The sequence below is a fragment of the Psychroserpens sp. BH13MA-6 genome (assembly GCF_052983595.1).
Window position 1 is genome coordinate 19,089 of sequence record NZ_JBRJGE010000008.1, and the last position, 18,241, is coordinate 37,329.

Genomic DNA, 18,241 nt, shown 5'->3' on the forward strand with positions numbered 1-18,241 from the left:
AAAGAATTCGTAATAAATCACGTTCAGTTAATAATTACTGTTTATAAATCCCGATTTCTAATTCACCTTGAGCGTTCATAGTAGCGCGATACATGCCAGCCGTATTAAATTCAGCTACCATATGACCATCCTTGTCAACGGCAACTATACCGCCATTTCCTCCTAGTTCTGGAATTTTCTTTTGTATAACTTCTTTTGCGGCTTCTTCGAGTGATATACCTTTATATTGCATGAGTGCGGAAATATCGTGAGCCACCATTCCGCGAATAAAATATTCGCCCCATCCAGTACTTGATACCGCACAGGAATTATTATTAGCGTAAGTCCCAGCTCCGATGATTGGAGCATCACCAACTCTGCCATAGCGCTTGTTTGTCATACCTCCTGTTGAGGTGCCTGCAGCAAGATTCCCATATTTGTCCAAAGCAGCACAGCCTACAGTTCCGAATTTTGAGTTTTTGATTTCCGAGTCGTAGAACGCTGTTTTTAAATCTTCCGAATTTGTTTGAGTTTCTGATGCCTTCACACGCTCTAAAGCCTGAAATCGATTTTCAGTATAAAAATAGCTGGGATCAACGATAGCGAGACCTTGCTCTTTTGCGTAGGTGTCGGCTCCAACACCAGCCATCATGACGTGTGGCGATTTTTCCATGATTACGCGAGCCAAATTGATCGGATTTCTAACGGTGGTGGTGCCTGCTGAAGCGCCTGCATTCAGTGTTTTTCCATCCATGATAGACGCATCTAATTCATTGGTTTCGGCATTCGTGAAAACCGCACCTTTACCTGCATTGAAAAGTGGCGAATCCTCCATCACATTAATGGTTTTTTGAACAGCATCAAGGCTAGTGCCACCTTTTTTTAGAACGTCGTATCCAACTCTAATGGCTTCTTCCAATTTAGCTTTGTAAGCCGCCTCTTTTTCTGTGGTCATGTTTTTCTTTAAAATGGTACCAGCGCCTCCATGAATTATAATGGCAAATTCGGCAGGTTCATTTGCATTTTCGTGTGTCGTCTCTTTTTTAATGTTTTCAATACTATCGTCTGGATTTGGTAGGAGTTCACCGCAATTATAACAGATGAAAAACAAGAAGAGTAAAGGCGTAAATTGTTTCATGATGGAAGAAAATTATTCAGTGGTTTAAAGTTACATGATTAAGAAGGCTTCATCAAGGGAAAACGACTTTTTATTAGTAACTTCGCATGAAAATTTAATAATTCATAAAAATTAAGCAAATATGGAAGCAATTGCTACCGATTTCGGAATAAAAGAAGCCTTAAAGCAATTAGGCGTAAATGATATAAATGAAGGATCTTCTACAGGTTCCAATAATTTTTCAAATGGTGAAATCATTGAATCGTACTCACCTGTTGATGGTCAATTAATTGCCAAGGTAAAATCGACTACAAAAGGAGATTATGATAAAGTCATGTCTGCGGCAACTACAGCTTTTAAAACATGGCGTACCATGCCTGCTCCTCAACGAGGTGAAATAGTACGTCAATTTGGTGATAAGTTGAGAGAAAAGAAAGAAGCCCTTGGAAAATTAGTGTCTTACGAAATGGGAAAATCCTATCAAGAAGGATTAGGTGAGGTTCAAGAAATGATTGACATCTGTGATTTCGCCGTTGGATTATCGCGTCAACTGCATGGTTTAACGATGCATTCTGAACGTCCAGGTCATAGAATGTACGAGCAATACCATCCTTTAGGTGTTGTTGGAATTATTTCAGCCTTTAATTTTCCAGTTGCAGTTTGGGCTTGGAATACCGCTTTAGCTTGGGTATGTGGTGATGTCTGTGTTTGGAAACCTTCAGAAAAAACACCTATCTGTGGTGTGGCATGTCAAAATATTGCAGCGGAAGTATTTGCTGCGAATGATTTACCGGAAGGCATCTCATGTTTGATAAATGGTGACTATCGTGTTGGTGAATTTATGACACAGGATAAACGAGTGCCTTTGGTTTCCGCAACAGGATCTACGAGAATGGGTAAAATTGTTGCACAGGAAGTTGCAGCGCGTTTAGGAAAATCGCTTTTAGAACTTGGTGGAAATAATGCTATTATCGTGACTCCAGATGCCGACATTAAAATGACCGTCATTGGTGCCGTTTTTGGTGCTGTTGGAACTTGTGGACAACGTTGTACTTCAACACGTCGATTAATTATTCATGAAAGTGTGTATGATCAGGTAAAAAATGCCATAGTTGATGCTTATAAGCAATTGCGTATTGGAAATCCTTTAGATGAAAATAATCATGTTGGGCCACTTATTGATAAAGATGCAGTAAAAATGTATCAGAATGCCTTAGACAAAGTCGTTGAAGAAGGTGGTAAGATTGTTGTTGAAGGTGGTGTTGTTGAAGGTGAAGGCTTTGAAAGTGGTTGTTATGTGAAACCTGCAATTGCAGAAGCACAACCACACTATGACATTGTGCAACATGAAACATTTGCACCAATTTTATACCTACTGAAATACTCAGGATCGGTTGAAAACGCTATTGACATTCAAAATGAGGTGGCTCAAGGATTGTCTTCAGCAATTATGACCAATAATCTTCGTGAGGCAGAACGATTCTTATCTGTTCAAGGATCAGATTGTGGAATTGCCAATGTGAACATTGGTACATCAGGTGCTGAAATTGGTGGTGCCTTCGGTGGTGAAAAAGAAACTGGTGGCGGACGAGAGTCTGGATCTGATGCATGGAAAGTTTATATGAGACGTCAGACAAACACTATCAATTACACGACCGAATTGCCATTGGCACAAGGTATTAAATTTGATTTATAAGAAGTAGTTGCAATACTCATATAAAGCCACATCATTTGATGTGGCTTTTTTATTTTAACAAAGCTTTAATGTCATAATTAAAATTTACGGAACTATTTTTGAGTTAGTATTTTAAACCAACTGGTAATTGTTGGGTCTAATCGATATGAATCAACATGATATAAAACATCTTTACTGGCGTGCTGGTTTTGGTCTGACACCTAACCAGCTCCAAAAGTTATCAGCTCATCAAAGGGATTATATTGTATCAAGCTTGTTTGATGATTCCTCCACTGTGACCTATTTGGAGGTCGATACTTCAAAGTTGAATCGTTATAGCGCTAAAGGCTTATTAAAAAACAATAAGTTACGTAAAGAGTTTCGAGATTTAAATAGAGAAATGCTCAAAGAGTACAACGTACAATGGATAAAGCGTTTAGCTCAATCACCGGAAGTTTTAAGGGAACGAATGACGTTATTTTGGACCAATCATTTTGTTTGTAGAGATACAAATATGAGACATGTTCAACAGTATTACAACACCTTACGATCACATGCTCTTGGGCATTTTGGCGATTTTGTTAAAGCCATTTCAAAGGAACCTGCCATGCTCAAATATTTAAATAACAAACAGAACAGGAAGAAAAAGCCCAATGAAAACTTTGCCAGAGAACTTATGGAGTTGTTTACCTTGGGTGAAGGGCATTATTCAGAAGCGGATATCAAGGAGAGCGCCAGAGCATTCACTGGTTATAATAATACTTTTGAAGGTCAGTTCATTCTAAGAGAACGCCAGCATGACCATGACTTTAAAACGTTTATGGGTCATACAGGCCGCTATGAAGGAGATGACATCATAGACATCATATTGAAACAAAAGCAATGCGCCCATTTTATTTGTCGGAAAATTTACAGCTATTTTGTTAACGAAGCTATTGATGAACAACATGTTGAAGAAATGACAGAAGTCTTCTACAAAGATTATGATATTGGTAACTTAATGACTTATGTTTTTATGTCTGATTGGTTTTATCGCAATACTAATAAGGGCACCAAAATTAAGTCACCAGTGGAGTTACTGGTTGGAATTCAAAAGATTGTACCTTTTCGTTTTAATGATTCTAAAGACCTATTTAAAATCCAAAAACTCTTGGGTCAAACGCTTCTCAATCCGCCCAATGTGGCAGGTTGGAAGGGTGGAAAAAGTTGGATAGACAGTAATACCATTATGATTCGATTAAAACTGCCTTCCATTTTATTATCGAATTCTGAAATCTCTATTACTGAGAAAGGCGAGTTTGAGGATGCTTTTGAAGCATATTCCAAAAAAAACAGAAGGCAAAAGTTTGTGAATGTCACCGTAAATTGGGAAACCTTTGACACACAATTTAAAAACTTTAATTATGAGCACCTTAAAGCACATATCATAGTGTCTAAACTCAATTCAGGAACTGAAACCTATTTGGAGTCGCTTAAGCAATCTTCCAAACAAGACTTTTGTGTGCAACTAATGTCATTACCAGAATTTCAAATGTGTTAAAGATGGATAGAAGATCATTTATAAAACAGTCATCATTAGCGAGTAGCTTATTTTTCGTGCCGAATTTTTTAAAAGCATTTGAAAGTTTACCAGCACAATCATTGGGCTATAAGCGATTAGTCGTCATTCAGTTGGCAGGTGGTAACGACGGATTGAATACGATAGTGCCTTTTAATAATGACTATTACTATCGTTTTCGACCAAATATTTCATTAGACAAAGCCTCAATTATTAAAGCGACAGATGAGCTTGGGTTCCACCCTAGTTTGATACCTTTAAAAAAGTTGTATGATAAAGGGTATTTGTCCATCATCAATAATATTGGATACCCAAATCCGAACCGATCTCATTTCAGAGCGACAGATATCTGGCAAACAGCCAGCGGTTCACATCAAAATTGGCATACAGGTTGGATTGGACGTTTTCTGGATGCCTACGGAAATGAGCCTTATAATGCGATTGAGATTGACGACAGTTTGTCTTTGGCTTTAAAAGGAGAAAGGGGAAATGGGATAGCGGTTCAAAACCCTAATGTACTATATAAAACCTCACAAGATCCCTATTTCAAAAATGTCTTAAAGCACTATCAAGATGATCATTTGAGTGAGCACAATTTAGGGTATTTATACAAAAGCATGATTGCGGCTGAATCTTCGGCAAAGTATATTTTTGAAAAGCATAAAGCAGCTTCAAGTTCTGTAGATTATCCTCAAAATGAATTTGGAAAGCAGTTACAGACCATGGCAAAACTTATAAATTCAGGGATTGAGACCAAGGTGTTTTATGCGTCATTGGGAGGTTTTGACACACATGCACGCCAAGTGAATGTTCAATCACGACTTCTAACAATATATGCAGATAGCATCGAGGCATTTGTTAATGATTTAAAGCAAAGCGGTGGTTTTGATGACACTTTAATTGTGACATTCTCTGAATTTGGCCGACGCGTGAAGCAAAATGCTGCTTTTGGAACTGATCATGGAGCCGCAAGTAATTTATTCATTATTGGAAGTCAGTTGAAGACTCCAGGGTTCTACAATGAACTGGGAAGCTTATCAGATTTGGATGACAATGGCGATCTGAAATACAGTGTTGATTTTAGGTCGGTTTATGCAACAATACTGAGTAAATGGATGGATGTAAACGATCACACTATTTTGAAGAATACATTTCCTAAATTAAATTTTATATAAGTCTACAAAAGACAAAAACCTTGTTTCTCAATCGTAAGGACGACATTGAAACAAGGTTATATGTAATTGATTAATAGCACTGCTAAAATCGTAAAAAAATACGCACTCCTAGAAAAAAAACTATGAGCGGTAAAAAAAACTGTATGAATGGTATTTTACTATCACTTGTTGCATCGAATTTAAGAATTATAACAATTTGTTAAGGATGTAGGTATTGAATTTCAACTGAAATCTCGATGTATAAAAAAGACAAAAACCTTAAATCATTTTCGAATAATCGAATTTGAAATAAGGTTCTGTGTAATTGATTAATAGCACTGCTAAATTGCGAATATTTCGATATGAAGCTTTAAAAATTCTACAAATGACAAAAAAACCTATATGAACGGTCCAATAATGAAAATTTCATAGATAATTGACCGTTTTTTTGTGGTATTTATTTTCCGTACGACTTTTCTTTAGGCATGGGTCTAAAACGTTATTTAGTCTTTAATAAGTTGTTTTTCAACGAAATAACGCGAACTAATTTTAAAGATTTATGACTTTTTGTTAGCTTTATGGAGCTTTTAATCAATTTATGATATTATGAAATCTATTCTAAGAATTTTTGTACTGTCTTTGTTAGTAATGTTATTCTCTTGCGAACAAGACACTATTAATGATGACTCAAATTTCGATCGTAAGCCAAAACAGGAAGATGGCTGTGAAACAGCTTATGCTTATGGAAAAGAAGATGAAGCAATATGCTTTTTGAACGACCCAGACTTAACATCCAATAAATGGGGTTGGTCTATTGGCCCATTGACGGCTACGCACACTCAGTCCTACATTATATATCAAGCTGCAGGTCAATGTAACACTGATAATGGACAAGAAATTGGAACATTATATGTTCATTATGAATCTGATTATGTCTTGGTGGATTTTGTGGCTAATGACGGCTATGGTTTCTTTGAAACACATGTCTACGTAGGAAATCAAAAGTTTCCCACAAAGCGAAATGGCCAATTCACAGTTGCTCCAGGACAATATCCATTCAGTCATGATTTGCCAGATGGGGAGTCAGTAGACTCTTATAAAATTGATGATGTAGAAGGACCAATTTATGTCATAGCGCATGCAGTGGTATGTCCTTACAAAAAAGCGGATGATTAAATCTAAATAACAAAATATAATCTGGGTAGCCTTTGAAGAAAGGCTACTTTTTTTTTTAGCTATACTTTACCTTTCTCAAAATTCTCATGACTTCTTGATAGGACGTATAAACCGACTTATTATAATTTTTTAAATAAGGTTTAGCTCCTGTTAGTTTATGAATGGCATCATGAAACAAATTTAAGTAACAAATTAAATACGTCGCAGGAAGGTTTTTAAGATCCTCTTCTTCATTTTTATTTAGCGACAAGCCTTTTTTTAACTTCTCTAAAATGGCATTGTTGGCATTGTAAATATGATGAAGTACTTTTTTATCATACTGAGGCGGTTCAAAGAGAAGTTTCGTTTCTATCGTATAGCTCGCATTGTCTTCAAAACGAATCACCGTTTCTTCTAATTTGTAGTATTTATGATCATTTTGAAGACCCAAACTCACATATTCTACAATGTTAAAATTATCATTGTTATACGATATGGAAACCTCATCCAAGGTGGAAAAAAATAATCGAACTTGCTCATTAATCAATTCAATATCAACACGAGAATAAAAGGTTTCGGACTTCACCTGCTTTTTTTGTCCAGACCAACAGAGCACGAAATACTCCTTAAATACTTTGTATTGTGGATGGTAATCTTTTCGTTTATTCATAAAATCAAAAACGCCATCCAATGTGTACTCAATGTTATTTTGTGCATGCGATTCTATGGCAGTTACTATGGCGGAATTGACATCTTGGATTTCAATATCAAAAACCTTGGGCATACTCATACTGCCATCTCTAAAAAAGACGGAACCACCATAGTATTTCCAGATATTCTTTCTAAGAGAGGTGATTTGATCATTGGGTCTAATGGTGACTAGGCCTACGACCTTATCATCTGGTAAGTGTGGAAAAGGAATATTCTCGTACTGAACAATAGGAGGATTTTTTAAATACGCATTAATGAGGTTTTGAATTTTACTGTCGTCAAAAAAATGAACACCAACAATTTTATTGTCCTCATCTTCAACACCTATAACAATATAAGAGTTGTTTTTAGGATTACTATTGGAGAGCGCACAGATATGTTTTAAGAATTTAGCTTTGCCTTCTTTATAGGAAATATCAACTTTTCTTTTTTTGTCATAAAAACTGTTCTCATCATTGTGAGCGAGTAAATTTTTTATGAGGAGCCGCTTGTTAATCATTGTTCAATCTCAGCAATTATAACTCCAAATTGTCCATCTAATTGTTCCCAGTTTTTTTCTGGCAGAAACATTCGTGAGACATAGCCGTCAAGGTATAGCGCATTATTACAGCCGTGTTTCTGAAAGTATTCGGCAAAATCATAGAGGTTTATGAGGTCTTTTGACATGGCAAACAATAGGTGGCCATTTGGTAAAACACCAACACCATTTCTAATATGAAGATTCTTAGAGCCTTTTACAAATGCTGAGTGAATTTTAGAGTTTATAACCAGCATTGGTCCCGATTGTGTCGCGTATAAAATATCTGGTGTTAATTCAAATTCTGATGTTTTACAAACAACACCTTCATCGTACTTTGTAAGATAGAATATGCCATTAGGTTGGAGATAAAAATTACCATAAGCCTCTTTGGTAGTGTCTAAGTCTTTTAGAATCTCACCATTTTCAATGTATAATCCTTGTGGTGTTCCATCGTTGAGGTACATGCCTCCATTCATGGCAAACCTTAACTTTTGATTTGATGCTTCAAGTGTTTCCCGTAAAGATTGAAAATTACCAAAATTGGTCCCTTGATCATTCTTATGGAAGAATTTGAGTGTTTGTTTTTTTAAATTGACCATGTAAGAAATGATGTTCGGGTCTTCAATGGTTTGAGCTTTGGAATCACTGCTGTAAAAACACATTGGAAGCACCCATAATATTAAAAAACAAGGTCTCAATCGTTGTTTCATGGAAGCACAGATATTAGAACTATTTTAAAATTAAGAGTCATTTTTGTTAACGATAGTGGAATTGGCTTGAGCCGTACAAAACATAAGAACATCTGCGATATTAACATGCGATGGTCGCGAAATGACGAATTGAATCATCTCTGCGATATCCTCTGGTTGTAAGGCTTTATAACCACTGTATACATTATCTGCTTTAGAATCGCCTTTAAAACGTACTTTTGAAAATTCGGTTTCAACAAGACCGGGATTTATAGCGGTTACCTTGATACCAAACGGATTTAAATCAATACGCATGCCTTCCGTGATTGCTAAAACAGCATGTTTGCTCCCACAATAAACATTCCCTTTTGGATAAACTTCCTTTCCTGCGGAAGAGCCAATGTTAATGATATGTCCGCTCCTTCGCTCTGTCATTTGTGGAATAATGGCCTTACTCACATACAAGAGTCCCTTCACGTTGATATCCATCATGGCATCCCAATCATCTAAATCCCCAGATTGAATAGGATCTAAACCGTGAGCGTTACCGGCATTATTAATCAAAATATCAATGTTTTGAAAGGCCTTAGGTAAAGAGGCTATGGCTTCTAATGTTTTTTTTCTATCGCGCACATCAAAATTTAAGGTGTGAACATCTGTTTGCTTACTCAAGGCTTTTTCAATGGTATCCAAACGTTCTTGGCGCCTACCACAAAGAATTAATTGTATGCCATGTTTCGCAAATTCATGAGCGGTCGCTCTTCCAATACCACTTGTTGCGCCAGTAATTAATGCCGTTTGTTTCATCATATGTTTTGTTTTATGGAACTTTATGTCCTTGACATGCTACTAAAATCTGAAACCAATCTTCTAACTCCAGTTGAATCGCGATGGTTTTAGCAGCATTCGTAATCCGTTTTTTGGTGGTTGTACCAATCACTGGGTGTATTTTGGAAGGATGCTGTAATATCCAAGCCAAAAGCAATTGATCTTCTGTTGCATCATATTTCTCCAATAATTCGCCTAGTTGAGCGTGAATGCGTCTCGTTTGCTCTGTGTCTTCTCTGAAGACACTCCCAAGTGGTGACCAAGCCATCGGTAATAAATTGTTGGTGATCATATAATCTAAAGTGCCGTCATGCATGGCCGAATGTTGCGTCAATGAAAATTCTATTTGGTTCACCGAGAGATCCATGTTTTTAGACAATAATTCCATTTGAGATCTCGTGAAATTCGAAACACCAAAAGCTTTAATAAGTCCTCTTTGCTTTAATGTTTCAATGGCTTCTGAAATGTCATCTGGATGCATCAACGGACTCGGTCTATGCAATAGTAACAAGTCAAGATAGTCTGTTTGTAAATGCTTTAGAGATGTTTCAACCGACCATACAATGTAATCTTTCGAGTAGTTATAATGTTTCACTGTATTATCCCGATTCTCACTCATATATTGGATGCCACATTTGCTTATTAATTGAATTGTGTCGCGATGAATCCCACTAGAACTAAAAGCCTTACCAAAATCGGCTTCAGTGGTATAACCACCATATATATCAGCATGGTCGAACGTCGTAATATCATGATCAATGCAATGGTGCATTAAATCAATCATATCTTTTTGTTGTAGTTTTTTGCCCCATGATCCCCAAGTCATGGTGCCTGCAATTAATCGAGAATATCGCACTTTTTTTTCAGTTTATATGGTTTTTTCTGCAATTCATGTATAAAAATAGTCAAAACTAAAAGAAGAAAGTATCATTGCTAAAGAATTATTCAAAGCCCCAAATCATGACAAGCCAAATAACTTTCAAATCTATAGTGTTTTGTGTTTTATCATTTGTTTTTCTGAACAGCTGTTCCAAAGAATACGACACAGAAACTTTCGATAATAGTAGTTTAGTGACCGTAAAACTTCAAGGAACTGAAAGTGTATTCAGTGAAGCAAAAATTGATATTTTGGATGTACAGTTACGCGTAATGGAAGACGTGACCAACCCAAATGCTTGGGTGAGTTTGCATGCAATCAATACAGGGGTTCATGATTTATCCGATATTACAAATGATGACGTGGTGACTTTGGTCGACTTTGAAGAAGTTCCAGTGGGTTTTATTTATGATATCAAACTTGTTTTAGGTGACGATCATACCGTTAAAAAAAATGGTATAGAATACACGCTCCATTGTTCTGAAGCCTATGAAAGTGCATCTATCAATATGGTACAAAAGGAATTAGTAGCCAATATGGTGTACGATTTTTTGATTGAATTTGAAATTGATGATTCAGTGACTTTAAATTCTACAGGGGACGCTCAGTTAAATCCTAAGATGAATACCTTATTAAGGCGTTTCGAGTTATTCTAGTTTTAACAGAACTTTAATATCTGTTGACGTCCTCATTCAATAGTGTCTGCGTATATATAGGTATATTAACTCAAAACACTATTATGAAATTTACAAAAATCAAAACACTTTTATTAGTCACATTTTTTTCATTAGCCTTATTTAACTGTAGTGATGATGATGCATCTACTTCAGTTCAAGGAACATCTAAATTAACTGTTAAGTTAGTAGATGAACCTGGAGATTTTGAACATGTTTATGTGGAGGTAGTAGACGTTATGGTCAAAGTAAATAATGACACAGATGATGATAATTGGCAAAGTCTAGAAGCGATAAATACTGGCGTGTATGATCTATTAGATTTAACAGGTGGTATTAATGTATTGCTTGCAGACAATTACGAAGTACCTTCAGGAATGCTTAATCAAATTCGTCTAGTTTTAGGAGATGATAACACGGTTGTCATCGATGGTGTTTCACAACCATTAACGACTCCTAGCGCACAACAATCTGGCCTAAAAGTTCAAGTTAACGAGGTTTTAGAACCTAATTTTGAATACACCTTTTGGTTAGATTTTGACGTTGACGATTCTGTTGTAACCGCTGGAAATTCAGGAAATATCATATTAAAACCTGTCATCAGAGCTTCAGCAGAAGTTTCTACAGGAACCATTAGTGGTAGTATTCTTCCTATTGATGTACAAACGGAAGTTAGCATCACTGCAGGTTCAGAAGTTATCTCAACCTATGCAGATGTAGATGGTAATTTTTTACTTGTAGGTGTGCCTTCTGGAACTTATGATGTGACCTTTACACCAGACCCAGAATCAGGTTATTTACCTGTCGTTATACAAGATGTAGAAGTGGTCGTTGGTGAGAATACCCTTATTGATGCCGTCGATTTTCAATAAAAATAAATATATACATCATTTTGAGAGCAGTGTCCATGGCACTGCTCTTTTATTTTTAACCAATTCTTAACAGCAACTCAGCAAAAATTTTAACAATTTGCGATACTTAATTAAACAAGGGTAAATATCGTGTTTAAAATATTATAAAGAATGGAAGATACTGGAACAATAGACATTAAAAGCATTAATGAGAAAATAGAAAAAGAAAGTGCTTTTGTGGACTTGTTAATGATGGAAATGAACAAAGTCATTGTGGGTCAAAAACACATGGTTGAACGCCTGCTTATAGGATTACTTGGTCGTGGACATATATTACTAGAAGGTGTGCCTGGTTTGGCAAAAACATTAGCCATTAACACCTTATCACAAGCCGTGCATGGCAGTTTTAGTAGAATTCAGTTTACACCAGATTTATTGCCAGCAGATGTTGTTGGAACGCTCATTTATAATATGAAGGAGAATGACTTTTCTATCAAAAAAGGGCCCATATTTGCCAATTTTGTACTCGCAGATGAGATTAATAGAGCACCTGCCAAAGTCCAGTCGGCCTTGTTAGAAGCTATGCAGGAAAAACAAGTCACCATTGGTGATGAAACGTTCATTCTAGATAAACCGTTCTTAGTAATGGCCACCCAAAACCCTGTGGAACAAGAAGGTACCTATCCTTTACCTGAAGCACAAGTAGATCGATTTATGCTGAAAACAGTTATAGATTATCCAAAACAAACTGAGGAACAACTCATCATGAGAGCCAATTTAAAAGGTGATTGGGATAAAGTGAATCCTGTGGTTTCTACAGATCAAATTATCAAGGCGCAAAGCGTAGTAAGAGAAGTTTACATGGATGAGAAAATAGAGAAATACATTCTAGACATCATCTTCGCAACACGTTATCCAGATCAATATCGCTTACCAGACTTAAAACCACTCATCTCATTTGGAGCTTCTCCTCGTGGAAGTATAAATTTGGCAACTGCCGCAAAATGTTACGCCTTTATAAAACGTCGTGGCTACGTGATTCCTGAGGATGTGAGAGCTGTAGTACATGATGTACTCAGACATAGAATTGGGATAACTTATGAGGCTGAGGCAGAAAACGTGACTTCCGAAGATATTATTAATAAGATTGTTAACGAAATCGAAGTGCCATAATTAGATTGTCATTCCTGAAGAGGTACGAACACAATAATCTTTGTTCAATAGAAATCAGACAGTGATCGCTACATGAGCGACATGACAAACAATAAAATGGATACTAAGGAATTACTTAAAAAAGTTCGAAAAATTGAGATTAAGACACGTCGTTTGTCTGATCACATATTTGGAGGTGAATATCATTCCACCTTTAAGGGACGAGGTATGACTTTTTCCGAAGTAAGACAATATCAATTTGGAGATGATGTTCGGAACATTGATTGGAACGTCACGGCTCGTTATAACGAACCCTTTATAAAAGTCTTTGAAGAAGAACGTGAATTAACCATGATGTTAATGGTTGATATTTCAGGTTCAGAACTCTTCGGGACAGATGAGCAGTTTAAAAACGAGATTGTTACTGAAATTGCAGCGACCCTCGCTTTTTCCGCAACACAAAATAATGACAAGATAGGACTGATTCTCTTTTCTGATGCGATAGAACTTTATATTCCGCCAAAAAAAGGACGTTCTCATGTGTTAAGAATTATTAGAGAACTGATAGAGTTTGAGCCAAAAAGCAAACTTACAGATGTGGCCGAAGCTCTAAAATTCTTGTCCAATGTTATGAAGAAAAAAGCGATTGTATTTATGCTCAGCGATTTTATGGCAGACGATTACAAGCAAAACCTAAAAATTGCTGCAGGACGTCATGATATTACAGGGATTAGAGTTTATGATAAACGTGAAGAAGCGATTCCTAATTTGGGGATGGTACAAATGCAAGATGAAGAGTCTGGCGAATTGGTGCTAGTCAATACAGGTTCCAAGACCATTCGACAAAATTATGCACGCCATTATAAAGAACGCGTTGAATATTTTAAAGATGTTTTTACTAAATCAGGATCTGGAACCATTGATTGTCGCGTCGATGAGAGTTACGTAAAGAAGCTATTGGGTTATTTTAAAAGAAGAGGATAGCATACAAATGAGAACAAATTGTAATTTGAAAGGTTTAGATACATTTACAGGATTTTCAATATTAGGGAGATATCTAACGATCCCTCTTTTCATAACGGTTTTACTTTTTACAACAAGCGCTCAATCGCAGGTGGAATCATCTGTAGATACAACTCAAATCAAAATTGGTGAACAAATCACCTATAAAATTCAAGTTGAGACAGATTCTACAAACTTGGTTGTATTTCCGGAAGGGCAGACCTTTTTGCCTCTAGAAATGATCGATTCCTATAAAATCGACACCACTAAAAATGATGCGACATTCAAACTCATAAAGTCTTATGGCTTAACGCAGTTTGATTCAGGTTCATACATGATACCGAAGCAGAAAATTATCGTTGGTTCCAAAACACTGTATACCGATTCCTTAATGGTGAAGGTGAACACAGTTGCTGTCGATACTACCAAGCAAAAGTTATATGACATCAAGCCCATGATGGAAGTTGAACAAGTGTCTGGAAATGGGTGGAAATACGCGCTCATTGCCTTATTGTTTACGGCGTTATGTGCTTTTTTAATTTATTGGTTTATTTGGAGAAAAAAGCCGTTAACGGAGGAAGAAGAGATAGCCTTATTGCCACCTTACGACAGAGCGAAATTGGCACTGAAAAAGTTAGACGAAAGTAATTATTTGCAACGTGAAGAACTGAAAGATTACTATTCTGAATTAACATTTATTATCAGAAAATACTTAGATGAAAAAGTATACGATCGCGCTCTTGAAAGCACGACTGATGAATTGGTAGATCGGTTGAATATGCTCAAAGATGCCAATCAAATTGAATTAAGTAATGATGATATAAAGAATATAGAAACTATTCTGAAGCGCGCCGACTTAGTAAAATTTGCCAAATCTGCACCAGACATTGAATTGGCTAAACTAGACAGAAACACGATTGATATTGAAATTGACCAGGTAAAAGAAGCGCTACCAGAACCAACAGAAGAGGAGAAATTGTTGGATCAAGAATATCGAGAAGCCCAAGAGAGAAAGAAAAAACGCCGAAAAATTTGGTTAACTGTCATCGCAGGAATTTTACTACTTGTAGCTGTATTTGTTGGTTTCGGACTGAAATATGGGTTTAAATATGTGGTAGATACCATCACGGGAAATGAGAGTAAGCAGCTCTTGGAAAGTGAATGGGTGCAAAGTGATTATGGTGTGCCTCCAATAATGATTTCTACACCAGTGGTATTAGAACGTGTAGAAAATCAGGCAGTCGATACCTTAAAGCAGGTTAAAATGACCATGTTCTCATATGGTGACCTTGAAAGTCCTTTAAATATTGCAGTAAGTACGACAAAACTACCTAAAACTGACAAGGAAAACGAAGTAGACCTGAACTTAGTGGTGGAAGGCAATATCAAAATGTACGAGAATAATGGTGTGCAAGATATTATCGTTAAAAAAGAACAATATATCACACCAAATGCGGCAGAAGGTCTTAAGGCTTATGGGACTGCGCAATTTCCAACAGATAAAGAAGGCGAATATCGTTCTGGGGAATATATCATTTTAGCTTTTACGGCAGAAAATGTGATCCAACAAGTGATCATGGTTTGGAATAATGAGGATGACTATGCCAATCAGATAATTGATCGTGTATTAGCGTCTGTTGAACTCAAAAAAGTAGATAACTAATGTTTGAAGGAATTGAGTTTTTAAATAAAGAATTTTTGTGGCTGTTTTTGCTTTTGCCACTGGCGATTTTATGGTACGTCTTTAAACGTAAGTACCAAACAGCAGAGCTGAAAATATCAAGTGTGAAAGGATTTAAAGTAGCCAATTCTTGGATGGCAAAATTACGTCCGCTTCTTTTTGTTTTTAGGATGTTGGCGTTGTCATTTTTGATTCTCGCTCTAGCACGACCTAGGACTTCAGATGAAACTACTAAAACCAAAACAACCAAAGGGATTGACATCGTGATGGCTATTGATGTCTCAGCCAGTATGTTAGCAAAAGATTTGTTACCAAACCGACTCGAAGCTTTAAAAAATGTGGCAGCCGAGTTTATTAAAGGTCGTCCCAATGATAGAATTGGACTGGTTGAATATGCCGGAGAAAGTTATACGAGAACGCCAATTACAAGTGATAAAGCCATCGTGTTGAGGTCACTTAGAGATATAAAATACAATACCATCATTGAAAGTGGAACAGCCATTGGTATGGGATTAGCAACTGCTGTCAATAGAATCAAGGATAGTAAAGCCAAAAGTAAGGTCATTATATTGTTAACGGATGGTGTTAATAATTCAGGTTTTATAGACCCAAAAATTGCCAGTGAATTGGCGGTTGAATATGGGATTAAAGTGTATACGATAGGCTTGGGCACTAACGGCATGGCATTGTCACCTTACTCAATAAACCTAGATGGTAGCTTCCAATACAGACGCGTTCAAGTAGAAATCGATGAAGACCTACTGAATGAAATAGCCGATGCCACTGGAGGAAAGTACTTCCGAGCTACGAATAATAAAAAATTAAAAGAGATTTACAACGAAATCAATAAGTTGGAAAAAACTGAGATTGAAGAAATCAAGTATACCACTTATGACGAAAAATACCGACCATTGGTGCTTATTGCACTAGGATTAGTGCTGTTGGAGTTCTTACTTAGATTAACCATATTTAGAAGCTTTGTGTAGAGATTATGTTTGATTTTCAATTAGAAGAAAAAGTTTGGTTTTGGATATTGCTGTTAATTCCGGTAATGATTGTTCTGTTTGCGACACTTCAATTTTGGAAATATCGCACTCAGAAACGTTTTGCTAATACGAAACTCTTGAAACGTTTGAGTCCGAATCAATCGTTATTTAAGGGGATCTTAAAATTGATGACGCTTTGTTTGGCATTTGGTTGCTTGGCGATAGCGTTAGTAAACCCTAAAATAGGAACGAAACTCGAAACCGTTAAACGTCAAGGCGTAGATATCGTATTTGCCGTAGATGTATCAAAGAGTATGCTCGCAGAGGATGTCGCACCCAATCGATTGGATAAATCCAAGCAATTGGTAACCCAAATCATCAATAATTTGGCAAGCGACCGTGTTGGTATTATTGCCTATGCAGGAAAGGCATTTCCACAATTGCCAATAACAACAGATTATGCATCGGCCAAAATGTTTTTGCAAAATATGAATACCGATATGTTATCGTCTCAAGGAACGGCGATTAATGAAGCCATTGAGCTTGCGAAAACCTATTTTGATGATGAGGAACAAACCAATCGTGTGCTTATAATTATCTCGGATGGTGAAGATCACAGTAATGTATCCAGTAATGTCGCTGAGGAAGCAAGCGAAGCAGGTATCAGAATATTCACCATTGGTGTTGGAGATGAAAAAGGCGGACCAATCCCAATTAAGAGAAATGGCGTTCTTTTAAATTACAAAAAAGATAGTCAAGGGGAAACGGTCGTAACCAAACTTAATGAGCAAACACTAAAAGACATTGCAAATGAAGCCAATGGTGCCTACATTAAAGGCGACAATACGTCTGATGTTATCGCAGAAATTAAAGACATTCTAAATCGCATGGACAAAACAGAATTTGAAGCCAAGGAATTTGCCGATTATAAAGATCAATTTCAGTGGTTTTTGGGTTTTGGCTTGTTTTTCTTATTCATTGATATCTTCTTTTTGGAACGTAAAACAGGTTGGTTAAAACGACTCAATCTATTCAATGAAGACCTATAATACGTCTGAAGACATATTTTATAAATTATTTAACTATGTCAAGTCCAACTGTTTTATATATTGCTATTTACTAAATATGAACGTGACGTTTAACACATTAATAATGCTCTTAGTTATAAGTCCTTGCCTTGTTAATGGACAACAAGGTCATTTGAGTATGTTTCAAAATTTGGTAAATAAAACATGGGTGGCTGAAGGTCAGTGGGAAAACAACGGACCAAAATTCAAACAGGAAATCACCTTCAGTTTTGATCTAGAAAACACGTTAGTTATTGTTGATTCAAAAGGATTTATTAATCAAGAGCAAACCTTATATGGCCACAGAAATCATGGTGTGCGACAATTTGATGCATCTGCAAATACCATGCGTTTTTGGGAGTTTGATGTCTTTGGAAATGTGACACAAGGAACGGTACTTTCAGAAGGAAAAAATATCCTCTATAATTACACGTATGGAGGTGCAGCACTCACTGATATGTGGGAGTATGTAGATGACAAAACGTATAATTTTAAAGTTGGAACCTATAAGGATGGTAAGTGGGAAAATATGTATCTCGATACCATGTTTAAAGTCAAAGAATAG

Annotated in this window: 17 protein-coding genes; 12 read left to right on the forward strand and 5 right to left on the reverse strand. The window is 36.5% G+C overall.

From position 1 onward, the window contains the following. Nucleotides 1–34: 34 nt before the first annotated feature. Nucleotides 35–1,117, reverse strand: a complete 1,083-nt coding sequence (locus ACU8DI_RS14065) for an isoaspartyl peptidase/L-asparaginase family protein (RefSeq protein ID WP_447113426.1) — start codon at nucleotides 1,115–1,117, stop codon at nucleotides 35–37. 121 nt (nucleotides 1,118–1,238) lie between these two features. Between ACU8DI_RS14065 and amaB the strand changes: the two genes are divergently transcribed. The 4 genes from amaB to ACU8DI_RS14085 all read left to right on the forward strand — a co-directional run bounded on the left by amaB (nucleotide 1,239) and on the right by ACU8DI_RS14085 (nucleotide 6,659). Next, nucleotides 1,239–2,792, forward strand: a complete 1,554-nt coding sequence (gene amaB / locus ACU8DI_RS14070; RefSeq protein ID WP_447113427.1) for an L-piperidine-6-carboxylate dehydrogenase — start codon at nucleotides 1,239–1,241, stop codon at nucleotides 2,790–2,792. A 127-nt stretch (nucleotides 2,793–2,919) separates the two neighbouring features. Then, the gene (locus ACU8DI_RS14075; RefSeq protein WP_447113428.1) at nucleotides 2,920–4,311 is read left to right on the forward strand and encodes a DUF1800 domain-containing protein; all 1,392 of its coding nucleotides are present in this window, start codon (nucleotides 2,920–2,922) and stop codon (nucleotides 4,309–4,311) included. A gap of 2 nt (nucleotides 4,312–4,313) precedes the next feature. After that, nucleotides 4,314–5,504 (forward strand): DUF1501 domain-containing protein, encoded by a 1,191-nt coding sequence (locus ACU8DI_RS14080; RefSeq protein ID WP_447113429.1) that lies wholly within the window; start codon nucleotides 4,314–4,316, stop codon nucleotides 5,502–5,504. 585 nt (nucleotides 5,505–6,089) lie between these two features. Further along, nucleotides 6,090–6,659 carry a hypothetical protein gene (locus ACU8DI_RS14085; protein WP_447113430.1) on the forward strand — a complete coding sequence of 190 codons (570 nt, stop codon included), beginning with the start codon at nucleotides 6,090–6,092 and terminating at the stop codon, nucleotides 6,657–6,659. A 55-nt stretch (nucleotides 6,660–6,714) separates the two neighbouring features. On the opposite strand, the gene ACU8DI_RS14090 is transcribed toward ACU8DI_RS14085, so the two are convergent. The 4 genes from ACU8DI_RS14090 to ACU8DI_RS14105 are packed head-to-tail and all read right to left on the reverse strand — an operon-like array spanning nucleotide 6,715 to nucleotide 10,242. After that, nucleotides 6,715–7,848, reverse strand: a complete 1,134-nt coding sequence (locus ACU8DI_RS14090) for a DUF5929 domain-containing protein (RefSeq protein WP_447113431.1) — start codon at nucleotides 7,846–7,848, stop codon at nucleotides 6,715–6,717. Beyond that, complete coding sequence (locus ACU8DI_RS14095) at nucleotides 7,845–8,579, reverse strand: phosphodiester glycosidase family protein (protein ID WP_447113432.1); 735 nt, start codon at nucleotides 8,577–8,579, stop codon at nucleotides 7,845–7,847. The genes ACU8DI_RS14090 and ACU8DI_RS14095 overlap by 4 nt, the downstream gene beginning before the upstream one ends. 30 nt (nucleotides 8,580–8,609) lie before the next feature. Then, nucleotides 8,610–9,365: an SDR family NAD(P)-dependent oxidoreductase gene (locus tag ACU8DI_RS14100; protein WP_447113482.1), complete on the reverse strand. Its 756-nt coding sequence runs from the start codon at nucleotides 9,363–9,365 to the stop codon at nucleotides 8,610–8,612. A gap of 13 nt (nucleotides 9,366–9,378) precedes the next feature. After that, nucleotides 9,379–10,242: an aldo/keto reductase gene (locus ACU8DI_RS14105; protein ID WP_447113433.1), complete on the reverse strand. Its 864-nt coding sequence runs from the start codon at nucleotides 10,240–10,242 to the stop codon at nucleotides 9,379–9,381. A 104-nt stretch (nucleotides 10,243–10,346) separates the two neighbouring features. On the opposite strand from ACU8DI_RS14105, the gene ACU8DI_RS14110 reads away from it, so the two are divergent. The 8 genes from ACU8DI_RS14110 to ACU8DI_RS14145 all read left to right on the forward strand — a co-directional run bounded on the left by ACU8DI_RS14110 (nucleotide 10,347) and on the right by ACU8DI_RS14145 (nucleotide 18,241). Further along, the gene (locus ACU8DI_RS14110; RefSeq protein WP_447113434.1) at nucleotides 10,347–10,919 is read left to right on the forward strand and encodes a DUF4382 domain-containing protein; all 573 of its coding nucleotides are present in this window, start codon (nucleotides 10,347–10,349) and stop codon (nucleotides 10,917–10,919) included. An 83-nt stretch (nucleotides 10,920–11,002) separates the two neighbouring features. Next, nucleotides 11,003–11,809 carry a DUF4382 domain-containing protein gene (locus ACU8DI_RS14115; protein WP_447113435.1) on the forward strand — a complete coding sequence of 269 codons (807 nt, stop codon included), beginning with the start codon at nucleotides 11,003–11,005 and terminating at the stop codon, nucleotides 11,807–11,809. A 150-nt stretch (nucleotides 11,810–11,959) separates the two neighbouring features. Then, complete coding sequence (locus ACU8DI_RS14120) at nucleotides 11,960–12,961, forward strand: AAA family ATPase (RefSeq protein ID WP_447113436.1); 1,002 nt, start codon at nucleotides 11,960–11,962, stop codon at nucleotides 12,959–12,961. A 96-nt stretch (nucleotides 12,962–13,057) separates the two neighbouring features. Next, nucleotides 13,058–13,924, forward strand: coding sequence for a DUF58 domain-containing protein (locus ACU8DI_RS14125; protein WP_447113483.1), 867 nt, complete (start codon nucleotides 13,058–13,060; stop codon nucleotides 13,922–13,924). Nucleotides 13,925–13,931: 7 nt separating this feature from the next. After that, the gene (locus ACU8DI_RS14130) at nucleotides 13,932–15,605 is read left to right on the forward strand and encodes a hypothetical protein (protein WP_447113437.1); all 1,674 of its coding nucleotides are present in this window, start codon (nucleotides 13,932–13,934) and stop codon (nucleotides 15,603–15,605) included. Next, nucleotides 15,605–16,609 (forward strand): vWA domain-containing protein, encoded by a 1,005-nt coding sequence (locus tag ACU8DI_RS14135; RefSeq protein ID WP_447113438.1) that lies wholly within the window; start codon nucleotides 15,605–15,607, stop codon nucleotides 16,607–16,609. Before ACU8DI_RS14130 ends, ACU8DI_RS14135 begins: the two co-directional genes overlap by 1 nt. A 5-nt stretch (nucleotides 16,610–16,614) precedes the next feature. Further along, nucleotides 16,615–17,658: a vWA domain-containing protein gene (locus ACU8DI_RS14140; RefSeq protein WP_447113439.1), complete on the forward strand. Its 1,044-nt coding sequence runs from the start codon at nucleotides 16,615–16,617 to the stop codon at nucleotides 17,656–17,658. A 103-nt stretch (nucleotides 17,659–17,761) separates the two neighbouring features. After that, nucleotides 17,762–18,241 carry a hypothetical protein gene (locus ACU8DI_RS14145; protein WP_447113440.1) on the forward strand — a complete coding sequence of 160 codons (480 nt, stop codon included), beginning with the start codon at nucleotides 17,762–17,764 and terminating at the stop codon, nucleotides 18,239–18,241.

Excerpts from the sequence above, each read along its gene's own strand:
- ACU8DI_RS14065 (WP_447113426.1), bottom strand. The coding sequence starts at position 1,117 with ATGAAACAATTTACGCCTTTACTCTTCTTGTTTTTCATCTGTTATAAT.
- amaB (WP_447113427.1), top strand. The coding sequence starts at position 1,239 with ATGGAAGCAATTGCTACCGATTTCGGAATAAAAGAAGCCTTAAAGCAA.
- ACU8DI_RS14080 (WP_447113429.1), top strand. The coding sequence starts at position 4,314 with ATGGATAGAAGATCATTTATAAAACAGTCATCATTAGCGAGTAGCTTA.
- ACU8DI_RS14085 (WP_447113430.1), top strand. The coding sequence starts at position 6,090 with ATGAAATCTATTCTAAGAATTTTTGTACTGTCTTTGTTAGTAATGTTA.
- ACU8DI_RS14090 (WP_447113431.1), bottom strand. The coding sequence starts at position 7,848 with ATGATTAACAAGCGGCTCCTCATAAAAAATTTACTCGCTCACAATGAT.
- ACU8DI_RS14095 (WP_447113432.1), bottom strand. The coding sequence starts at position 8,579 with ATGAAACAACGATTGAGACCTTGTTTTTTAATATTATGGGTGCTTCCA.
- ACU8DI_RS14100 (WP_447113482.1), bottom strand. The coding sequence starts at position 9,365 with ATGAAACAAACGGCATTAATTACTGGCGCAACAAGTGGTATTGGAAGA.
- ACU8DI_RS14110 (WP_447113434.1), top strand. The coding sequence starts at position 10,347 with ATGACAAGCCAAATAACTTTCAAATCTATAGTGTTTTGTGTTTTATCA.
- ACU8DI_RS14115 (WP_447113435.1), top strand. The coding sequence starts at position 11,003 with ATGAAATTTACAAAAATCAAAACACTTTTATTAGTCACATTTTTTTCA.
- ACU8DI_RS14120 (WP_447113436.1), top strand. The coding sequence starts at position 11,960 with ATGGAAGATACTGGAACAATAGACATTAAAAGCATTAATGAGAAAATA.
- ACU8DI_RS14125 (WP_447113483.1), top strand. The coding sequence starts at position 13,058 with ATGGATACTAAGGAATTACTTAAAAAAGTTCGAAAAATTGAGATTAAG.
- ACU8DI_RS14130 (WP_447113437.1), top strand. The coding sequence starts at position 13,932 with ATGAGAACAAATTGTAATTTGAAAGGTTTAGATACATTTACAGGATTT.
- ACU8DI_RS14135 (WP_447113438.1), top strand. The coding sequence starts at position 15,605 with ATGTTTGAAGGAATTGAGTTTTTAAATAAAGAATTTTTGTGGCTGTTT.
- ACU8DI_RS14140 (WP_447113439.1), top strand. The coding sequence starts at position 16,615 with ATGTTTGATTTTCAATTAGAAGAAAAAGTTTGGTTTTGGATATTGCTG.
- ACU8DI_RS14145 (WP_447113440.1), top strand. The coding sequence starts at position 17,762 with ATGCTCTTAGTTATAAGTCCTTGCCTTGTTAATGGACAACAAGGTCAT.